At 46.4% G+C, this 17,050-nt stretch carries 13 protein-coding genes; 10 read left to right on the forward strand and 3 right to left on the reverse strand.

Features of this window, described 5'->3' with window-relative positions; translation table 11 throughout:
- The first annotated feature begins 79 nt into the window (after positions 1–79).
- Complete coding sequence (locus K7B07_RS00560; protein WP_223706486.1) at positions 80–514, forward strand: CBS domain-containing protein; 435 nt, start codon at positions 80–82, stop codon at positions 512–514.
- A 248-nt stretch (positions 515–762) separates the two neighbouring features.
- Here the strand turns inward: K7B07_RS00560 and K7B07_RS00565 are convergent, their stop codons facing one another.
- Complete coding sequence (locus K7B07_RS00565) at positions 763–2,070, reverse strand: alpha-amylase family glycosyl hydrolase (protein WP_223706488.1); 1,308 nt, start codon at positions 2,068–2,070, stop codon at positions 763–765.
- Between the two features lie 200 nt (positions 2,071–2,270).
- Here K7B07_RS00565 and K7B07_RS00570 point away from each other — a divergent pair, with 200 nt between their 5' ends.
- Genes K7B07_RS00570 through K7B07_RS00605 form a run of 8 tightly spaced genes read left to right on the forward strand, consistent with a single transcriptional unit; the run spans position 2,271 to position 10,379 of the window.
- Entirely contained in the window at positions 2,271–3,497 is a 1,227-nt protein-coding gene (locus K7B07_RS00570; RefSeq protein ID WP_223706489.1) for a 4-hydroxy-3-methylbut-2-enyl diphosphate reductase, read from the forward strand.
- 18 nt (positions 3,498–3,515) lie between these two features.
- Positions 3,516–3,866, forward strand: a complete 351-nt coding sequence (gene speD / locus K7B07_RS00575) for an adenosylmethionine decarboxylase (RefSeq protein ID WP_223706491.1) — start codon at positions 3,516–3,518, stop codon at positions 3,864–3,866.
- A 4-nt stretch (positions 3,867–3,870) separates the two neighbouring features.
- Positions 3,871–5,745, forward strand: a complete 1,875-nt coding sequence (locus tag K7B07_RS00580) for a DUF4178 domain-containing protein (RefSeq protein ID WP_223706493.1) — start codon at positions 3,871–3,873, stop codon at positions 5,743–5,745.
- A gap of 6 nt (positions 5,746–5,751) precedes the next feature.
- A complete protein-coding gene (locus tag K7B07_RS00585; RefSeq protein ID WP_223706495.1) occupies positions 5,752–5,934 on the forward strand; it encodes a hypothetical protein in 183 nt (60 codons plus the stop codon).
- Between the two features lie 16 nt (positions 5,935–5,950).
- Positions 5,951–6,154, forward strand: coding sequence for a DUF350 domain-containing protein (locus K7B07_RS00590; protein ID WP_223706497.1), 204 nt, complete (start codon positions 5,951–5,953; stop codon positions 6,152–6,154).
- A gap of 1 nt (position 6,155) precedes the next feature.
- Complete coding sequence (locus tag K7B07_RS00595) at positions 6,156–7,682, forward strand: polyamine aminopropyltransferase (protein ID WP_223706499.1); 1,527 nt, start codon at positions 6,156–6,158, stop codon at positions 7,680–7,682.
- Complete coding sequence (locus tag K7B07_RS00600; RefSeq protein ID WP_223706501.1) at positions 7,682–9,286, forward strand: FAD-dependent oxidoreductase; 1,605 nt, start codon at positions 7,682–7,684, stop codon at positions 9,284–9,286. The genes K7B07_RS00595 and K7B07_RS00600 overlap by 1 nt, the downstream gene beginning before the upstream one ends.
- A complete protein-coding gene (locus K7B07_RS00605; RefSeq protein ID WP_223706503.1) occupies positions 9,276–10,379 on the forward strand; it encodes a hypothetical protein in 1,104 nt (367 codons plus the stop codon). Before K7B07_RS00600 ends, K7B07_RS00605 begins: the two co-directional genes overlap by 11 nt.
- 181 nt (positions 10,380–10,560) lie before the next feature.
- Here K7B07_RS00605 and glgP read toward each other — a convergent pair whose 3' ends face one another.
- Positions 10,561–12,234, reverse strand: coding sequence for an alpha-glucan family phosphorylase (gene glgP, locus K7B07_RS00610; RefSeq protein WP_223706505.1), 1,674 nt, complete (start codon positions 12,232–12,234; stop codon positions 10,561–10,563).
- A gap of 153 nt (positions 12,235–12,387) precedes the next feature.
- Positions 12,388–13,287, reverse strand: a complete 900-nt coding sequence (locus K7B07_RS00615; RefSeq protein WP_223706507.1) for an AraC family transcriptional regulator — start codon at positions 13,285–13,287, stop codon at positions 12,388–12,390.
- Positions 13,288–13,748: 461 nt separating this feature from the next.
- On the opposite strand from K7B07_RS00615, the gene K7B07_RS00620 reads away from it, so the two are divergent.
- Positions 13,749–17,045, forward strand: a complete 3,297-nt coding sequence (locus tag K7B07_RS00620; protein WP_223706509.1) for a SusC/RagA family TonB-linked outer membrane protein — start codon at positions 13,749–13,751, stop codon at positions 17,043–17,045.
- The last annotated feature ends 5 nt before the right edge of the window (positions 17,046–17,050 follow it).

Below are 17,050 nucleotides of genomic sequence, written 5' to 3' on the forward strand. Positions count from 1 at the left end.
GGAGGCCAGAGCCGTGGATCCGATTAGGATTTTTGCTTTTTTTTTGATATATTGCTGATCTAAATCAAACATTGCTACCATGGCAAAAGTCTCTAATATACTTGCCCGTAAAGGGCATGACACGATCAGCATACCACCTTCCACTACCGTATACCAGGCACTGGAACTGATGGCCGATAAGAATATTGGGGCCCTGGTGGTTATGACGGGAGAGAACTACCTGGGAATCATCACCGAACGCGATTATTCCCGGAAAGTGATCCTGAAAGGCAAGCACTCTTCAGACACCACGGTGGAAGAGATTATGTCTACCGACCTTCCGCATATCTCTCCCGAAGATTCGGTGGAGCACTGTATGGAACTGATGAGCGACAAGAATATCCGCTACCTGCCGGTATTTATCAACGCCCGTCTCGCCGGGATCATTTCCATCAGCGATGTGGTAAAAGAAACCATCCTGCAGCAAAAGGAAACGATCAATCATCTGCAGGATTATATACATGGGAATGGATAGCGATAAGCTGTAAGCCTTCAGCTTTGAGCGATCAGCCTCTCAGTGATTTGGGAGTTGAGATTTGAGAGCTGAGATTACAGCTTGCTATTTAATCTGCATTTCACCTGTTACTTTTTATTGGCCGATACAGATCCATGTTTTTTCAGCAATAGGCCTGCAGCGTTGAGTTATCAGCCTCTCAGTGATTTGAGAGTTGAGAGCTGAGATTACAGATTCAGATTTGAATTCTGATAGCTCAAATCTGATAGCTACTTCACATACACAAAATACCCATACGCCGGTATCTCAAAATTTCTAGTGGCGGAGAAATCACGGGCCGCACCGGAAAATGCATCATTAAACGGGCCCGTCAGGTGCGCATCCGTTATATCGAAACGAAGGTTGGAAGCATCGGAAAAATTCAGCACGACCAGCACTTCCCGGCTGCCGTTCCTGCGCAGGTAGGCAAAGATCCTGTCATCCGCAGTAGTTGATAGTTTAAATGTGGTTACATCCGGATCCCCTCCCTTCAGGGCAGGATGGGTGGCATGCAGGTGCAGCAGTATTTTGTAGAAATCATGAAGAGCGGGCTTCTCCGGCCACCGAATAGGATCTTTGTCAAAGAACTGCAGCCGTTTGTCTTTCAGCGGAATTTCCTGTCCGCTGTAGATCAGCGGGATACCGTTCCAGGTACAACTGAATACCGCCAGCGGTATTGCCAATGGGCCATATTTTTCATATTCGGTCCCGTTCCAGCTGTTCTCATCATGATTGCTTGTAAACCAGGCGCGCATACTGGAATCACCAATGGTATTGTATTGCAGCAGCAGGTCGTATAATCCGGACAGCGGTTGTTTTTGTCTGAAAAAGTCCTCCGTTTTATGCATCCATTTCCAGGAATAACTGGCATCAAACACCCTCCCATAATCCGGGTTCTCCAGTTCATCGTATTCCCCCAGCCAGAACAAAGGCTTCACCGCGTCCAGCTGCGGGCGGGCTTCTTTCCAGAAATCAAGTTCCACCCAGGAGGCCAGGTCACAGCGGAAACCATCGATAGCTGCTTCTGTTACCCAGTACTTCATTGCATCGATCATGGCCTTCCGCAATGCCGGGTTCCCGTAGTTCAGCTCAATGATGTCATCCATTCCGCTGGCCACCTTAAACGTACCGGTGGTGCTGTCTTTCAGGTAGTATTCAGGATGGGAAACGGTCCATACATGGCCCCAGCCGGTATGATTGGCCACCCAGTCGAGGATCACTTTAAAACCCATTGCATGGGCCTGTTTTACCAATTGCTGAAAATCCTGCATTGTTCCAAATTCGGGATTCACTGCTGTATAGTCGGAGCAGGCATAATAACTGCCGAGTGTCCCCTTTCGCTTTTCCTTCGCAATAGGCGTCACCGGCATGAACCAGAGTGTTTGAATGCCCATCTCCTTCAACCGGGGAAGGGCGGCGGCAAACGCATTAAAAGTGCCTGCTGCCGTGTACTGCCGCAGGTTCACCTCATAAATACTGGTCGTATGTTTCCAGTCTGTACCTTCTTTTTGCGCCCTTGCTGTTGATTTTTCCTTCATTGGTTTGTTGTTATCCCTGGGCATCAATTTACAAGCCCCGGCTGTTATCACCAAAACTATTATTAAACTGATCCTGAACATGGCATTGTTTTACGGAAGATACGGCGTTTTTCCCGCGAAGCGGACCTCAAAACCGCCATTTTACTACCACTTCCGGTATCTGTTTTCACCTTATAGCAGATAAAGAGTAATTTTGCGCCATGAAGCAATTTGATGTACCCGTTTTTTACAGAAGCCCGCTGATATCTGCCATAAAAAAGAAGCGTAAGGAGGCCGACAAACTAAAAAAGGACTTCACGCCTACTTTTCTGGACTTCGGCCCGGTGCAGATCTACCTTGCCCGGCACTTTGGCTTTTGTTACGGAGTGGAGAACGCCATCGAGATCGCTTTCAAAACCATTGCCGAAAATCCCGGAAAAAGGATTTACCTCCTCAGCGAAATGATCCACAATCCACAGGTAAATGAAGACCTGCTTTCAAGAGGCGTACATTTTCTTCAGGACACCCATGGCAATCAGATCATCCCCTTTGATGCGCTTCAACCGGAAGACATTGTGCTGATCCCCGCCTTCGGCACCACCCTGGAAATAGAAAAGCGGCTCAACACGATCGGGATCCATACTGAAAAATACAATACCACCTGTCCCTTTGTGGAAAAGGTCTGGAACCGGAGCGAGGGGATCGCCAAAAAGGATTACTCCATCGTCATACACGGTAAACCCACACATGAGGAAACGCGGGCAACCTTTTCCCATGCCGCATTCAATGCGCCCTCCGTAGTGGTAAAGAACATGCGGCAGACCATTGAGCTGGCAAAATACATCACCGGTGAAAAGCCGCCCGAAGCTTTTTATGAAGAGTTTAAAGGGCAGTACAGCAGCGGGTTTGATATCAGACGGGACCTGCACCGGATCGGTGTGGTGAACCAGACCACCATGCTGGCCAGCGACACCCAGGCGATCGCTGACTACCTGAAACAGGTGATGATCGATAAATACCAGTTAACAAAAGAAACACTAGCCGAACGGTTTGCTGACACCAGGGACACATTGTGCTATGCCACCAATGACAACCAGACCTCCGTAAGTGCCATGCTGGATACTTCCGCTGATTTTGCGATCGTGGTTGGCGGCTATAATTCCTCCAATACTTCCCACCTGGTAGAGCTTTGTGAAGAACGGCTGCCTACCTATTTTATCAGCAACGCAGAAAAGATCCTCAGCCGTGATGCGATCATGCATTATAATTTCCATACCCGCGAGGAATTACAGACCCGCAACTTCCTGCCGGAGCATCATCCTGTAAAGATTCTGATCACCAGTGGCGCTTCCTGTCCGGATGCACTGGTAGAACAGGTCATTGAGAAAATAACGGGATTTTTTGGAGAAAGCAACCGCATCGATCAAATGGTAAAACTTTTTTTGTAATTTCATTCCTGATAGAGGATGTACAAACCAGGAACGCATATAATTGCAACCTTAAAAACAAGCGACCGGGCCAAAACCAATGACTATACCGGCTTCCAAAAGCTTGCAGATAAGTTAATAACCGTCTTTTCCCTGACAAAACTGGGAGAAGTATATCATAATTTTTCGCCCCAGGGGTTTACAGCCGTGATCTGCTTGAGCGAAAGTCATATCTCCATCCATACCTGGCCCGAGCATGACCTTGTAAATCTGGACATTTATCTCAGTAACCACGAGCGCAGTAATGACGAAACTGTTAGTCGTATTTTTAATGAAGTGGTCTCCTTTTATCAGGCAACAATCGAATCTGAACAACGGATAATACGATAATTCAATGTATCAATGCCCCAACTGTAAAAAAGCACTCCAATTGCCGGCCAGGGATATCCTGATTGTTCCCTGTGAGTGCGGAATGATTGTAAATATTCTACAGGATACGGGCGCGACTTCATTGGTAAAAGACAGCATCTACAGGCTCGCGCCCGAAAGCAACCATTACCTGCAACCCGGAACAACCGGCTTATGGAAAAACAAGAAGTTTGCGATAAGCGGCCGATTCCTTGCTGAAGGCACCGATGGTGCATTCAGCTATTGGACAATTATCTTTGAAGATGGAGGAACAGCAGTCCTATCGGAAGGCTATGGACATTACAGTATATTACAAAAGATCACGGTAACTGATCAACCGACAAGAAAAAAACTTAGTCAGTCGAGGGCCGGAACAACTATAAAATTTAACGGCGACCGGCAATACCGGCTGATCAGGAGGTCTGAAGCCGATTCTATCAGCATAGAAGGAGCACTCTGTACTCCCGAACCGGCATTGCCGTTTTTTACGGCAGCGTTTTTTAATGAGGAAGAGGGATATATAGAAATTCAGTATTATCATAATGAACAATCAGTTGCATTTTCATTGGATTTTCTGGAACCCCGGCAATTTAAATTCGGGAATACGGTGTCAGGATCATCCGTTTTTTCATTACAGTGCGAGAAATGCAATACAGCACTTCCCATAGTAGCCATACCTTATACCAGGGATCTGATTTGCTTTTCCTGTAAAACGGAATACGGGTACAACTATAAGAAAAAAAAATTCCAGCTAATAACAAAAGCAGCGTTTCATAACTCAGCCACTGCATTTTATCTCCAGCCGGGAAATATCGGATCCTTTAACAGGATCCTCTTTACTGTTATAGGATGTTGCAGCAAAGAAGAGCTTTCAGGAGCGTTTGCATCCTGGAGAGAATATACACTTTTCAATCCAGTGGAAGGGTTTTCCTATCTCAGCGAATACAACGGGCACTGGGTTTATGTAAAAGAATGGCCGCGACCGCCATTAATATCCAAGCGCGGAAACGACTATTTTATAGAGACCGGCAACCGGTTTGATCTTTATAACAAATACAGGTATAAAGTAACGGATGCGATCGGAGAGCATATTTATGACATTAACAATACCAGAAAAAGTTATTGCCGTGAATTTGTCTGCCCGCCTCAACTGATGATAGAAGAAAAATCAGACACGGAAGAATGCTGGTTCTACGGCGAACATATAAACCCCTCCGAGGTAAAGGAAGCTTTCAAACTGGATACCAGACCGCCGGCAAGACGCGGTATTGGCAGCATACAGCCGCTGATGATCGTTGACGTGGGTAAGACCATTATGATCGGAATTGCAGCGATCCTGCTGATGATATTGTTTCATATAATTTTTGCTGTAAACAAAAGAAACGAACGGGTTATTACCACTTCTATGGAGTTCAGTGACACAGCAAAAAATCACAGCTATACCAGCAACAGGTTTTACCTGAACAAAAAAGAAAGCAATGTAGAGATCGAGCTTAGCGCACCCGGCCTTTCCAACAACTGGATCGAAGTCAGTGGCAATCTGGTTAACACCGACAAAGGGCTCCAGGTCCCTTTTACCGAAACACTGTCCTTTTACAGTGGTGTGGAAAATGGGGAAAGCTGGTCTGAAGGGGGTACCCGGGGCAGCGTGCTACTAACAGATATCCCCCGGGGAAATTATTATATCGAATTTGAAGGCACCAGCGATATCAGCAGTTATACAGAACAACTTACGGCGACCCTTTTATATGACGTCCCCGTTCACCGGAACCTGTTTATTGTTCTGCTTATTGTTGCAGCCACAGGTGCGGCATATATTCTCATCAGTAATAACAACAGAAACAAACGCTGGAACGCATAAACAAAAATGAAACGGTTCAACATATTCAACTCCAATCATTCCCTGTTCCATTACCGGTGGTTTATCCTGATCATCATCGGATGTATTGCCGCAATGGCCTGGTACGATTATAATGGAGATTCGATGTTCAGCGGGAACAACAAAAACGGCAGCAGTTACAGTTCTTCAAGAACCGGTTATCACAAATAATATCAAATCCTTATTTATGTATCAATCTATTATCAACTCCATCATTTATTCCGCATTGGGCATTGCCATTCTGATAGTTGCATTTGTTCTGGTGGAAATATTAACCCCCAAACACAATATCCGGAAGGAAATATTAGAGCACAAAAATATGGCGCTGGCAGTGCTGGCAGGATTCTTTATGTTATCTGTTGCCATTATCATCGCCTCCGCCATTCATTGATATGCGTTCCCTCAAAAGTAACAATCAGCTTATTTTACTGCTGGCCGTTTTTGTCATTGCATCCTGCGGGCTTATTTATGAGCTTGTGGCCGGCACACTGGCCAGCTATGTTCTTGGAGACAGCGTAACACAATTCAGCACCATCATCGGTGTCTACCTTTTTTCGATGGGAATCGGCTCCTTTCTTTCCAAATACATCGGGCAGCACCTCCTCTCCTGGTTTATTAAAATAGAGTTACTGGTCGGCCTTATCGGTGGCTTCAGTGCGGTTATTCTGTTTTATGTATTTCCGCTTGCAGCATCCTTCCGGATCATCCTTTATGCGCTGGTATCGGTAACAGGTATCCTGGTAGGCCTGGAGATCCCGCTGCTGATGCGCATCCTGCAAGGCAAAGTGGTCTTTAAAGAGCTTGTAAGCCGGGTCTTTACATTTGACTACATTGGTGCATTGCTTGCCAGTCTTATCTTTCCCCTGGTTTTTGTTCCGCATCTCGGATTGATCAAGACGGCGTTGTTTTTTGGGATGATGAACACTTTCGTGGGATTATATCTTTCTGTCCGGTTCAAGCCCGAACTAAAAAATCATCGGGCGCTGACAACTGCCGCCATCAGCATCATTCTGCTCCAGCTTGTTGCATTTGTATATGCTGAGCGCATCATGGAACAGGCGGAGACCAATAGCTTTGCAGACAATATTGTATATGCCAAATCCACACCTTATCAGCGTATTGTCATTACCCGTAATAAAAGGGAGACCCGCTTGTTTTTAAACGGTAATCTGCAGTTCAGCAGCGCCGATGAATACCGCTATCATGAGGCGCTGGTACATCCGGCCCTCTCTTCAATTACCCGCCGTGAACAGGTACTCATCCTTGGCGGTGGCGATGGAATGGCCGCCCGTGAGGTACTGAAATATCCTGATGTGAAGAGGATCACCCTGGTAGACCTTGATCCGGCCATGACCCGATTATTTACCACCCAGGAGCGTTTCTCCGAGCTCAACAATCATTCCCTCAGCAATCCCAAAGTGACCGTTCAGAACGCAGATGCTTTTACCTGGCTCAGAGGATCTGCTACATGTTTCGATGCAATAATCATCGATTTCCCCGACCCTTCCAATTATTCGATAGGGAAACTCTACAGCAATAGCTTTTATCAAACGCTGTTTCGCCGGCTAAAGCCTGACGGTATTGCCGTGATTCAGAGCACATCACCCTTCGTCGCACCCAACAGTTTCTGGTGCGTGGATACAACACTGAGGTCCTGCGGATTTAGCACAAAACCGTATCACAATCTTGTCCCCTCTTTTGGAGACTGGGGCTATATCCTGGCCATGAAAGACACAGCTAAAGGATGGTTTTTGCAGTTACCGGATCACCTGCGGTTTGCAGACAGACAAAGTGTTGAGCAGATGTTTTATTTCCCGCCGGACATGCATCCTACAAAAAAGATCACGGTCAATAAGCTCAATAACCAGTCCCTGGTAAGTTATTTTGAAGAAGAGTGGAGCCATTATCTTGATTCATAATGAAACGCAGAAATTTCATAGAACTTTGTATGGCCGGCAGCGCGGCATTACTGACTGAAACCGGCTGCAAACGTCCCCGGGCCTCTTTTAAAGGCACCATCACCGGTGCTTCTGCACAAATAGGGCATATATTACGGGATATGAAAAACATTCCTTCCCCGAAACATTACACAGTTGCCGGCACTGTCATTGCAGGAGCAGGGATCAGTGGTCTTAGTGCCGGACGATGGCTGCATGAGCATGGAAGAGAAGATTTTATTGTACTGGAGCTGGAAAGCTATACCGGGGGTAATGCGGCCTATGGCAAAAACGAGGTTTCCGCTTACCCGATGGGAGCGCACTATATCCCTGTCCCTAACAACCACCTCACAGAATACCTCGATTTTCTGGAGGATGCCAGGGTGATCCTGTACCGGGACGAAAGCGGACTTCCGTTTTATAATGAGGAATTTCTGTGTTATGATCCGCAGGAGCGGCTATATATTAACGGAAGCTGGCAGGACGGATTGATACCGCAAAGAGGCATCACGGCAGATGAAAAGCAACAATTTGAAAAATTTCTGGCCCTGATGGACCACTACCGGCACCTGAAGGATGACGAAGGACAATATGTTTTCGACATACCTGTTGACCGGTCGAGCAGGCAGCCGGTATATACGCAGCTGGATACGATTACGATGAGTGAATGGCTTCAACAGGAGCAGCTGACAGCCCCTGCCTTACACTGGTATGTAAACTACTGCACCCGTGATGATTTTGGTTGTGATGCGGTATCCGTCAGCGCCTGGGTAGGCATCCACTATTTTGCCTCCCGAAAAGGCGAGGCAGTCAATGCGGCACATGGCGATGTGATCACCTGGCCACAGGGTAACGGCTATCTGGCAGATCAATTAAAAAAAGATTTCAAGGATCATATTATAACCGACAGTCTGGTGCTCGCTGTTTTTCAGAAAGACAAAAAGGTGGCGGTTCACTACCTGGATGTAAAAAGCAAACAGGTCCGGGGAATACTGGCAGACAATTGTATTCTGGCGACCCCTGTCTTTGTAACCGGCAGGCTGATGAAGGACCAGGAACCATTCAAAAAGGCAAAGGATTCGTTCACTTACACCCCCTGGATGGTAGCCAACCTGAAATTACGGCAACCGGCCGTATCAACTTGGGCAGGCATCTGCTGGGACAATGTAATTTACAATAGCGCCTCGCTGGGCTATGTAGATGCCACCCACCAGTTGATTGATCAGCTGACGTCCTATAAAAACATCACCTATTATCTGCCGTTAACAGATAAAGATGCTACTACCGCGCGTATTGCTGCATACGGGAACAATCATACCGATTGGTGCCAAAAGGTCCTGAGTGACCTGAAAACCGCTCATCCCCGGATTGAAGAGTATCTCGAAGAGATAAATATAACGGTATGGGGGCATGCTATGCCTAAACCTGTGCCGGGGCATATATTCGGAGGAGTCCGTCAGACCTTGCAACAACCAGTCAATAACCAGATCTTCTTCGCTCATACAGACTACGCGGGCATCAGTATTTTTGAAGAAGGTTTTTACCAGGGTATTAACGCTGCACAAAAAATAATCAATGCCGGCTGAACAACAATTATATAAATACCGGCAACCCTGGCTGCAAAACAAAGGCACAGATCTATTTTTTATTCTGTCGCCTCCTTTTGTCTGTTTGCTTCTTATTATCTCCTTCCCTCATTTATTTCGGAATGATGACCGGATGTCACTTACCGGATGGATCCTCCTGGTCCTGCTGATTGACGTTGGTCATGTATATACGACCCTCTATCGTACTTATTTCGACCGGAATGCATTAAAAACAAAGGGTACGATCCTCTGGGTCATTCCATTCGTTGCTTTTACTGCTGGGTTGCTGCTTTATAATTTCAGCGCGCTCTGGTTCTGGAGGGTGCTGGCTTATGCAGCGGTATATCATTTCATACGACAGCAATACGGTTTCATGCGGCTGTACAGCCGGTTTGAAAACAAACGGTCCTTTACTGCAAAACTGGATACAGCAGTGATCTACAGTGCCACGCTTTACCCGCTTTTCTACTGGCACATCTCGGGCCCGCGTAATTTTAACTGGTTCATTACGGGGGATTTTGTTTATTTCGGCGGGAGTGCGCTACTGCCCATTCTCGGCGGCCTTTATTTCATATTGCTCCTTGTTTACATCTTTCATCTGACCATTCAGACCATAAAAACCCGGCACTTTAACCTGCCCAAATTCGGCATCATTGCCGGCACCGTTATTTCCTGGTATTTCGGGATTGTTTACTTCAACGGTGATATGGCATTTACGCTGCTTAATGTAGTAAGCCACGGTGTTCCTTACATGGCACTGGTATGGGTGCACGGCAGAAAAGTCTATTCGAAACAAAAGAAGGAGAACCCCTTTTTACACAGGGTTTTTTCCAAAAAAGGAATCCTTATTTTTTTATTCATCATATTTGGGCTGGCCTTTATGGAGGAATTTTTCTGGGATATTGCGGTATGGAAAGAACACAGGGTGGCATTCGGAGGCAGTTATTTTGCAGCATTCCAACCCAGCGGGGAAATACTGAATATCCTGGTTCCCCTGCTGGCCCTGCCTCAGTTCACTCATTATATCCTGGATGGTTTTATCTGGAAGATCAGGAAGAATGAAATAAAATGGAGCAGTGAAATCAATAAATAGACAGGCAACTCCTCTTTACTTATCAGCTGTAATTAAATAATATCCAATCTTATAAGAAAAACAAGCCCGGAGAAAAAGAGCGGAAGCACTTGTGAAGTAATTCCGGCAGCGCAGGTATTATCCCCGATAAAAAAGTGCAGGACGGATGTCACTGCACTTTGATAAATTTATCCGGAACCGTTCAGACCTGGGAGATTGCTGCATTATACATCAGCGCATAATATTCATGTGCCATGCGGTTGCTTTCAAACTGCCAGCGTACATCCTGCATGCCATTCTTCATGATCTGTCTCCAGGTATTATAATCCTGGTAGTAAAGCGAGATAATCTGTCCGGCAAGGATCTCATACAGCTTGTTCAGGTCATATTCATCCTGGTCGTGAACACTCATATTCGCATAATCGGCCTTGGGTATTACAAATCCATTATGCCCGTGATTGATGAATTCGGGGATCCACCCGTCGTCCGTAGAGAAATTAACGGCACCATTCATCGCGGCTGTCATACCACTGGTGCCGGATGCCTCACGCGGTACGCGGGGATTGTTCAGCCACAGATCCGCCGCCTGTTTCAGGCGTTTGGACAATCCGAGCTCGTATCCTGTAAGCACTGCCACATTTTTATAATTCTTACTCAGGTGTACCAGCTCATTGAATTCAGAGATCGCCGGGAAGTCCATGGGATAGGGCTTTCCCGCCCATATGATCTGAACCGGGAAGGGTGCGTTGTTCAGCAACTGATTAAAGCGCTGCAGGTCTGACGCGATCAGCCCTGCTCTTTTATAGCCCGCAAACCTTCGGGCCCAGACAATGGTAAACACACGGGGATCGAACAGCTTGCCGGTTTGATCCGCCACAATTTCGAATGCCCTTTTCTTCAGGAACCATTTACGGTCATCAAACCCATAATCGTCCCCTACCTCTTTGAATTTATACATTTGCTTATCGGCCCAGTAATTCCAGTTCTGTGCATTGGTGATGGAGATAATGGGACAAATGCCCTCATATTTCCCCCACATATCCCGCGATACTTCACCATGCAGTTTGGACACTCCATTAGCAACGTGCGCAAAACGCAATGCCACCAGCGAATGATTGAACTGATCGCTGTAATCCTTTGTCAGTGTTTTTACTTCATCCACTCCCAGTCCGCAGAAATAGCTCATCTTATGACACAGGTAAATGTCATGCTTTTCGTTTCCTGCCTCTTCCGGCGTATGTGTGGTGAATACAAGACGTTTTTTTACTTCATCGAGATTCCTGCCGAATTTCTGATACAGGTAAAAGGTCGAAGAAAGGCCGTGCGCCTCATTCAGATGGTAGATCTCCGGATCCACACCCAGCAGGTCCATCAGTTTGGCCCCACCTACCCCCAGCAGGATGAACTGCGCTACCTTGGTCGCCACATTGGCATCGTACAGTTTATGGCAGATCGTTTGGGATACATAGTCATTCTCCGGCAGATCGGTGCTCAGCAAAAATAAAGGCGCGGTTTTGAATGTCTCCGGATGCAGATAGTATGCTTTTACCCATACCGGCGCGTCGTGTACCTGTATCTGGAATTTAATTCCCGTATCTTCAAGAAAACTATAGCTTTTTTCATTCCAGGCCACATCCAGTGTCTGGTCCTGGTTGCGCTCCTGATCGTAATAACCGTATTTCCATAAAATACCAACGCCGATCATATGCTGTCTTAGTTCATATGCACTGCGGAGATGTGACCCGGACAGGAAGCCCAGGCCGCCACTGTAAATTTTCAGCGGCTGGTGAATCGCATACTCCATCGAAAAATACGCCACGCGTTTTCCATAATTCTTATCAACCTCATAAGGAACCTTAAAATTTTCAAAACTCATATCTCACTTTATTTAACGGTTAGCAAAATAAGGGATTTATGACAAGAAATCACCAGAAAATACCATTGGGTTGGTAAATGTGTGGATAAAACACATTAATAGCAGCAGCCAATATTACAAGCGCCGGGATATCCGGCGGAAATGGGACCACTGTTATGTTTTGGCATGGTTCAGCTGCATGTATTTTTTTGGAGAGGTCTTTGTCAGTTTTTTAAAGATCCTGCAAAAATAATAGGGATCGTCATATCCAACCATTGCTGCGATTTCCTTTACCTTCATTCTTGAAGACACGAGCAGGGTACAGGCATGATGCACTTTAAGCTGGATAAAATATTCCAGCGGAGCCTTTCCCGTTTCCCCTTTAAAAAGACTGGAAAAATAAGAAGCAGACAGATTGCATCTTGCCGCAAAGGTTTCAATGGATATTTTCTCGCCGATATGTTCTTTCATATAAGCGATCGTATCCGCAATCATCTTGCCGGAGTTCATGGCGGGCTCCTGCAGGTACATCTCCTTGAACAGGAACGACGCGATAAATGCATGCAGGCACAATATCGCATTGATCACATTCTCCCGGGAATGTGCCTGTTCAAGACTCTGATACATTGTCGTCCATAATTTCAGTGCAAATGAATTGTAATGTATCGACCCCGGGCCCCGTTGCAATGTTATTTTCATTGTTTTATTAAACATGTCAATGGTAGTACCCGTAAAGTGCACCCAGTGGATGGTCCAGGGATCATCATTATCGGCCCCGTATCGCATGTACCTGTCCGTAGCCGGTAAAATAACATACTGGTTGGCCGACACCTCATACCGCGTTTTTCCGATCACGTACCAGCCCCTTCCCTCGGTACAATACAACAGGATATTGTCGGCACAGCCGTTCCGCCGCTCCCGGTAGTGAAACAGTGCTTTGGGAAAATAGCCGATCTGGGTGATATACATATGTTCCAGCAAGGGGTCCGTATGGATGATCTTATTGATCACCCGGTTTGGCAAAACGATCATCTGCTGACCCGTAAAGCCGTCTCTCCGGTTAAAATTGGTCATAGCATTCGATAAGATAGTCCAGTAAAAAGATTAAATAGTCCATCAAAATAGTAAAAAATAACCGGTTTATCCGATTTAACATTTTTTAAATAAAAAAAATTGTCAGATCTCAGGATGGATTTATAAAATCGAATTGTCCAGTTTTTTAATTTAAAAAGCTATTGAATTTGGGTTTTGTCCATTATAAATTTGATTTAATTAAATCGATGTCTACTGTTATGATTGCTGTCCGACAATTGATTCCAACGGAATCCTTATTGCAACGCCATCTCCTCATGGAACTGCACCCCTGTAGCACCATCCGCCACAGGCGCGGCAGCGGTTACCGATAGAATGGCATATAAATTATAACGCACCGGCCGGAGCCCCGGAGGCGCGGCATTTCTTAGGACATCTGAGCATTCAGATGCCAGTGACCTTTTATTGTTTAAACCATAATACGGCCCATGAAATCCTTGTTTATGTACTATCCAAACCAGAAAACCTTGCAATTACTATGCATCCTGTTTCTGTTCCTTTTTTGTATCCCCTCTCTGAGCGCGCAGAATGCGGGCAAAATAGCCGTGGTAGGCACGGTTGTGGATTCTGCCGGGGCCCCGTTGCCCAATGTGAGCGTCACCGTACAGGGAAATGAAAAAACCGGCACCGCCAGCGATAATAACGGACGGTTCGTACTGGATGTTGCGGCAGGCAGCACGGTGATTTTTACCGCGGTATCTTATGAAGATTATACCTATAAAGTACCCGCCGTTGCTGACCCTAACCTGAAAGTCATCATGATACAAAAGATCGTTGCCGCGAATGACGAAGTTATTATTACCGCGCTGGGGCGAAAGCAGATAAAAGAATCGATTGTCGGATCGGTCTCAACAATCAAACCGGATAATCTGCGGATCCCTTCCAGCAACCTTACCAATGCGATCGTTGGGCAGGTAGCCGGGGTGATCGGTTTTCAGAACAGCGGGCAACCGGGGTTGGACAATTCCAATTTCTTCATTCGCGGGGTCACCACTTTCGGTTACCGGGCCGATCCGCTGATATTGATTGACAATATTGAGGTCAGCAGTGATGATCTGGCGCGGCTGCAGGTAAACGACCTGGAGGCTTTTACAATTTTAAAAGATGCCAGTGCCACCTCCATGTATGGGGCGAGAGGTGCCAACGGGGTAATACTGGTGACGACAAAATCAGGCAAAACAGGAAAAGCAAAACTCAATCTACTGATTGAAAATACAATATCCCAGCCTACGAACCGGCTTCAGCTGGCGGACCCAATCACGTACATGAAAATGTACAATGAGGCTACAGTAACCCGTGACCCAACGCTGGCCCCTCCTTTTTCTGCAGATAAAATATACTATACGGACCTCACAATGAAGAATGATCCGAATGGCAATAAATACATTTATCCCGCGGTGGACTGGATGGACCTCCTTTTCAAAAAAAGAACCTTTACACAGCGGGCCAATCTGAATATCAGCGGGGGTAACGAATTTGCACATTATTTTATCTCGGGCTCCTATAGCAATGATAACGGCATTTTAAAAAATGACGCGGCCAACAGTTTTAAAAACAATTTAAAATTCACAACCTATCAGTTACGCTCCAATATCGATTTCAATATCACAAAAACCACCTTGCTGTCGGTACAGCTATGGGGCATCTTCAATGAATACAGCGGGCCTATTACAAACAATGCCAGCTTTTCAACGGACCTGTTCAATATGGCCACGCATACCAGTCCCGTGCTGTTCCCCGCTTATTATGCGCCGGATTCTGCCAACCGCTTAACACAACATATTTTATTTGGTAATGCTTACGGATCTACTCCCAATTCAGTGGGTTATGCCAACCCCTACGCACAGATGCTCCGGGGGTATAAACGATTTTCCAATTCGAGGATGCTGAGTACCGTAAAACTGAACCAGAAACTCGATTTTATTACACCAGGACTTGTCTTTGACGGATTCGTGAATGTGAACCGCTACTCATATTTCGATAATACGATGGCATATAATCCTTTTTATTATACCATCCCACTTGGAGGATACGACATCGGTAGCAATTCGTACCGGCTGCAATGGATCAATAACCTGCCCAGCGGAAATATATTCGTGGGTGGCATTAATTCGGCTGGTAACAGCGGTGCCGCGACCGAATACCTGGTATACAACCCGGGCGATAAGAATGCAACGGCGTATATTCATTTTCAGGGCAGGCTGGATTATACAAAAAGTATCGGCGACCACGATATAGGCGCTACATTAAACGTGATCAGAATGCAGCGGCTGGAAGCCAACGGAACGGATCCCAGAACCGGAGCCCCCTCCCTGCCTTATGCACTTCCTTACAGGAACCTGAATTATGCAGCTGAACTGGCATACGCTTATAAAAGCAAATACTTTCTCCGTCTTAACGGCGCCTATAACGGCACAGAGCGTTTTGATGAAAAGAACCGGTTCGGATTCTTCCCAACCGCCGGCGTATCCTGGATCATTTCAAAAGAAAATTTCTGGAAAGAGGGCATCTCCAATATTATATCTTCCCTCAAACTGAGGTCAAGCCTGGGTTACAGCGGTAATGACCAGATCGGCGATCAGCGGTTCTTTTATTTGTCGGATGTGGAACTCGCCGGAGGCAACCCTGCTACTTTTGGCATCGACAACGGGTACAGCCGGCCGGGGGTGACCATACGGAATTACGAGAACAAAGACGTCACCTGGGAAAAAGGATTACGGTTCAACGGGGCAGTAGAATTGTCGCTGTTCAGAAGTGTTGATATCATCGCGGAATACTGGAATGAAAAAAGAACCAATATCTTACAATCACGTAGTATCCCCACCAGCGCCGGACTGGAAGCTGGGGTGTTTACCAATGTGGGGGTGGTAAAAGCAAACGGATGGGATCTCACACTTAACTACAACAAGATATTCTCCGATAAATTGTCGGTGGCCTTCATGTCTAATTTCACCTACTCCCAGGCCATATATGAGAATTATGAAGAACCGGCCTATCTTGATGAGCCCTGGCGCCGCAGAACCGGGACCATCGTAGGTCAGCCTTTTGGTTATATTGCCGAGCGCCTTTTTGTAGACGACAAAGAAGCCGCCTCCTCTCCCACCCAAAATTTTGGCACCCAGCCACCCAGGGGCGGAGATATAAAGTACCGCGATATTAACGGGGATGGCCAGATCACCGTTGCAGATATGGTTCCCATCGGTCTGCCGGGCACACCACAGATCTCTTATGGTTTTGGTCCCAGCATCCGGTATGGAGTTTTTGACCTCGGATTCCGCTTCCAGGGCAATGCCCGTACTTCATTCCTCATCAATCCCAGGGACATCAGCCCCTTCGTAATACCCGAAGCAAACAGGAATATACCAGGTCAGGCACAGGTAATGCAGGCTGTGGCCGACAATTACTGGTCGGAAGGAAATCAGAACCTGTATGCCTTCTATCCGCGATTGGGAACAGATGCCAATATCATAGCAAACAACCTGCAGCCCAGCACCTGGTGGCTACGTAATGGCGACTTTTTAAGATTAAAGCTGATCGAGCTCGGCTATAGCATGCCCAACAATTTGGCACACAGCCTGGGAATAAAGGCCTGCCGGATATATGCCAACGGTGCTGACCTGTTTTTATTTTCCAATTTTAAACTATGGGATGTAGAACAAAAGAATGGCGACGGAACCGCCAATGGCTTTATTTATCCGCTTCAAAAGAAATTCAATCTTGGCATCAACATCACCTTTTAAATGAG

Origin of the sequence: Niabella beijingensis, from assembly GCF_020034665.1 — a bacterium.
Lineage (GTDB): Bacteria > Bacteroidota > Bacteroidia > Chitinophagales > Chitinophagaceae > Niabella > Niabella beijingensis.

Excerpts from the sequence above, each read along its gene's own strand:
- K7B07_RS00560 (WP_223706486.1), top strand. The coding sequence starts at position 80 with ATGGCAAAAGTCTCTAATATACTTGCCCGTAAAGGGCATGACACGATC.
- K7B07_RS00565 (WP_223706488.1), bottom strand. The coding sequence starts at position 2,070 with ATGAAGGAAAAATCAACAGCAAGGGCGCAAAAAGAAGGTACAGACTGG.
- K7B07_RS00570 (WP_223706489.1), top strand. The coding sequence starts at position 2,271 with ATGAAGCAATTTGATGTACCCGTTTTTTACAGAAGCCCGCTGATATCT.
- speD (WP_223706491.1), top strand. The coding sequence starts at position 3,516 with ATGTACAAACCAGGAACGCATATAATTGCAACCTTAAAAACAAGCGAC.
- K7B07_RS00580 (WP_223706493.1), top strand. The coding sequence starts at position 3,871 with ATGTATCAATGCCCCAACTGTAAAAAAGCACTCCAATTGCCGGCCAGG.
- K7B07_RS00585 (WP_223706495.1), top strand. The coding sequence starts at position 5,752 with ATGAAACGGTTCAACATATTCAACTCCAATCATTCCCTGTTCCATTAC.
- K7B07_RS00590 (WP_223706497.1), top strand. The coding sequence starts at position 5,951 with ATGTATCAATCTATTATCAACTCCATCATTTATTCCGCATTGGGCATT.
- K7B07_RS00595 (WP_223706499.1), top strand. The coding sequence starts at position 6,156 with ATGCGTTCCCTCAAAAGTAACAATCAGCTTATTTTACTGCTGGCCGTT.
- K7B07_RS00600 (WP_223706501.1), top strand. The coding sequence starts at position 7,682 with ATGAAACGCAGAAATTTCATAGAACTTTGTATGGCCGGCAGCGCGGCA.
- K7B07_RS00605 (WP_223706503.1), top strand. The coding sequence starts at position 9,276 with ATGCCGGCTGAACAACAATTATATAAATACCGGCAACCCTGGCTGCAA.
- glgP (WP_223706505.1), bottom strand. The coding sequence starts at position 12,234 with ATGAGTTTTGAAAATTTTAAGGTTCCTTATGAGGTTGATAAGAATTAT.
- K7B07_RS00615 (WP_223706507.1), bottom strand. The coding sequence starts at position 13,287 with ATGACCAATTTTAACCGGAGAGACGGCTTTACGGGTCAGCAGATGATC.
- K7B07_RS00620 (WP_223706509.1), top strand. The coding sequence starts at position 13,749 with ATGTACTATCCAAACCAGAAAACCTTGCAATTACTATGCATCCTGTTT.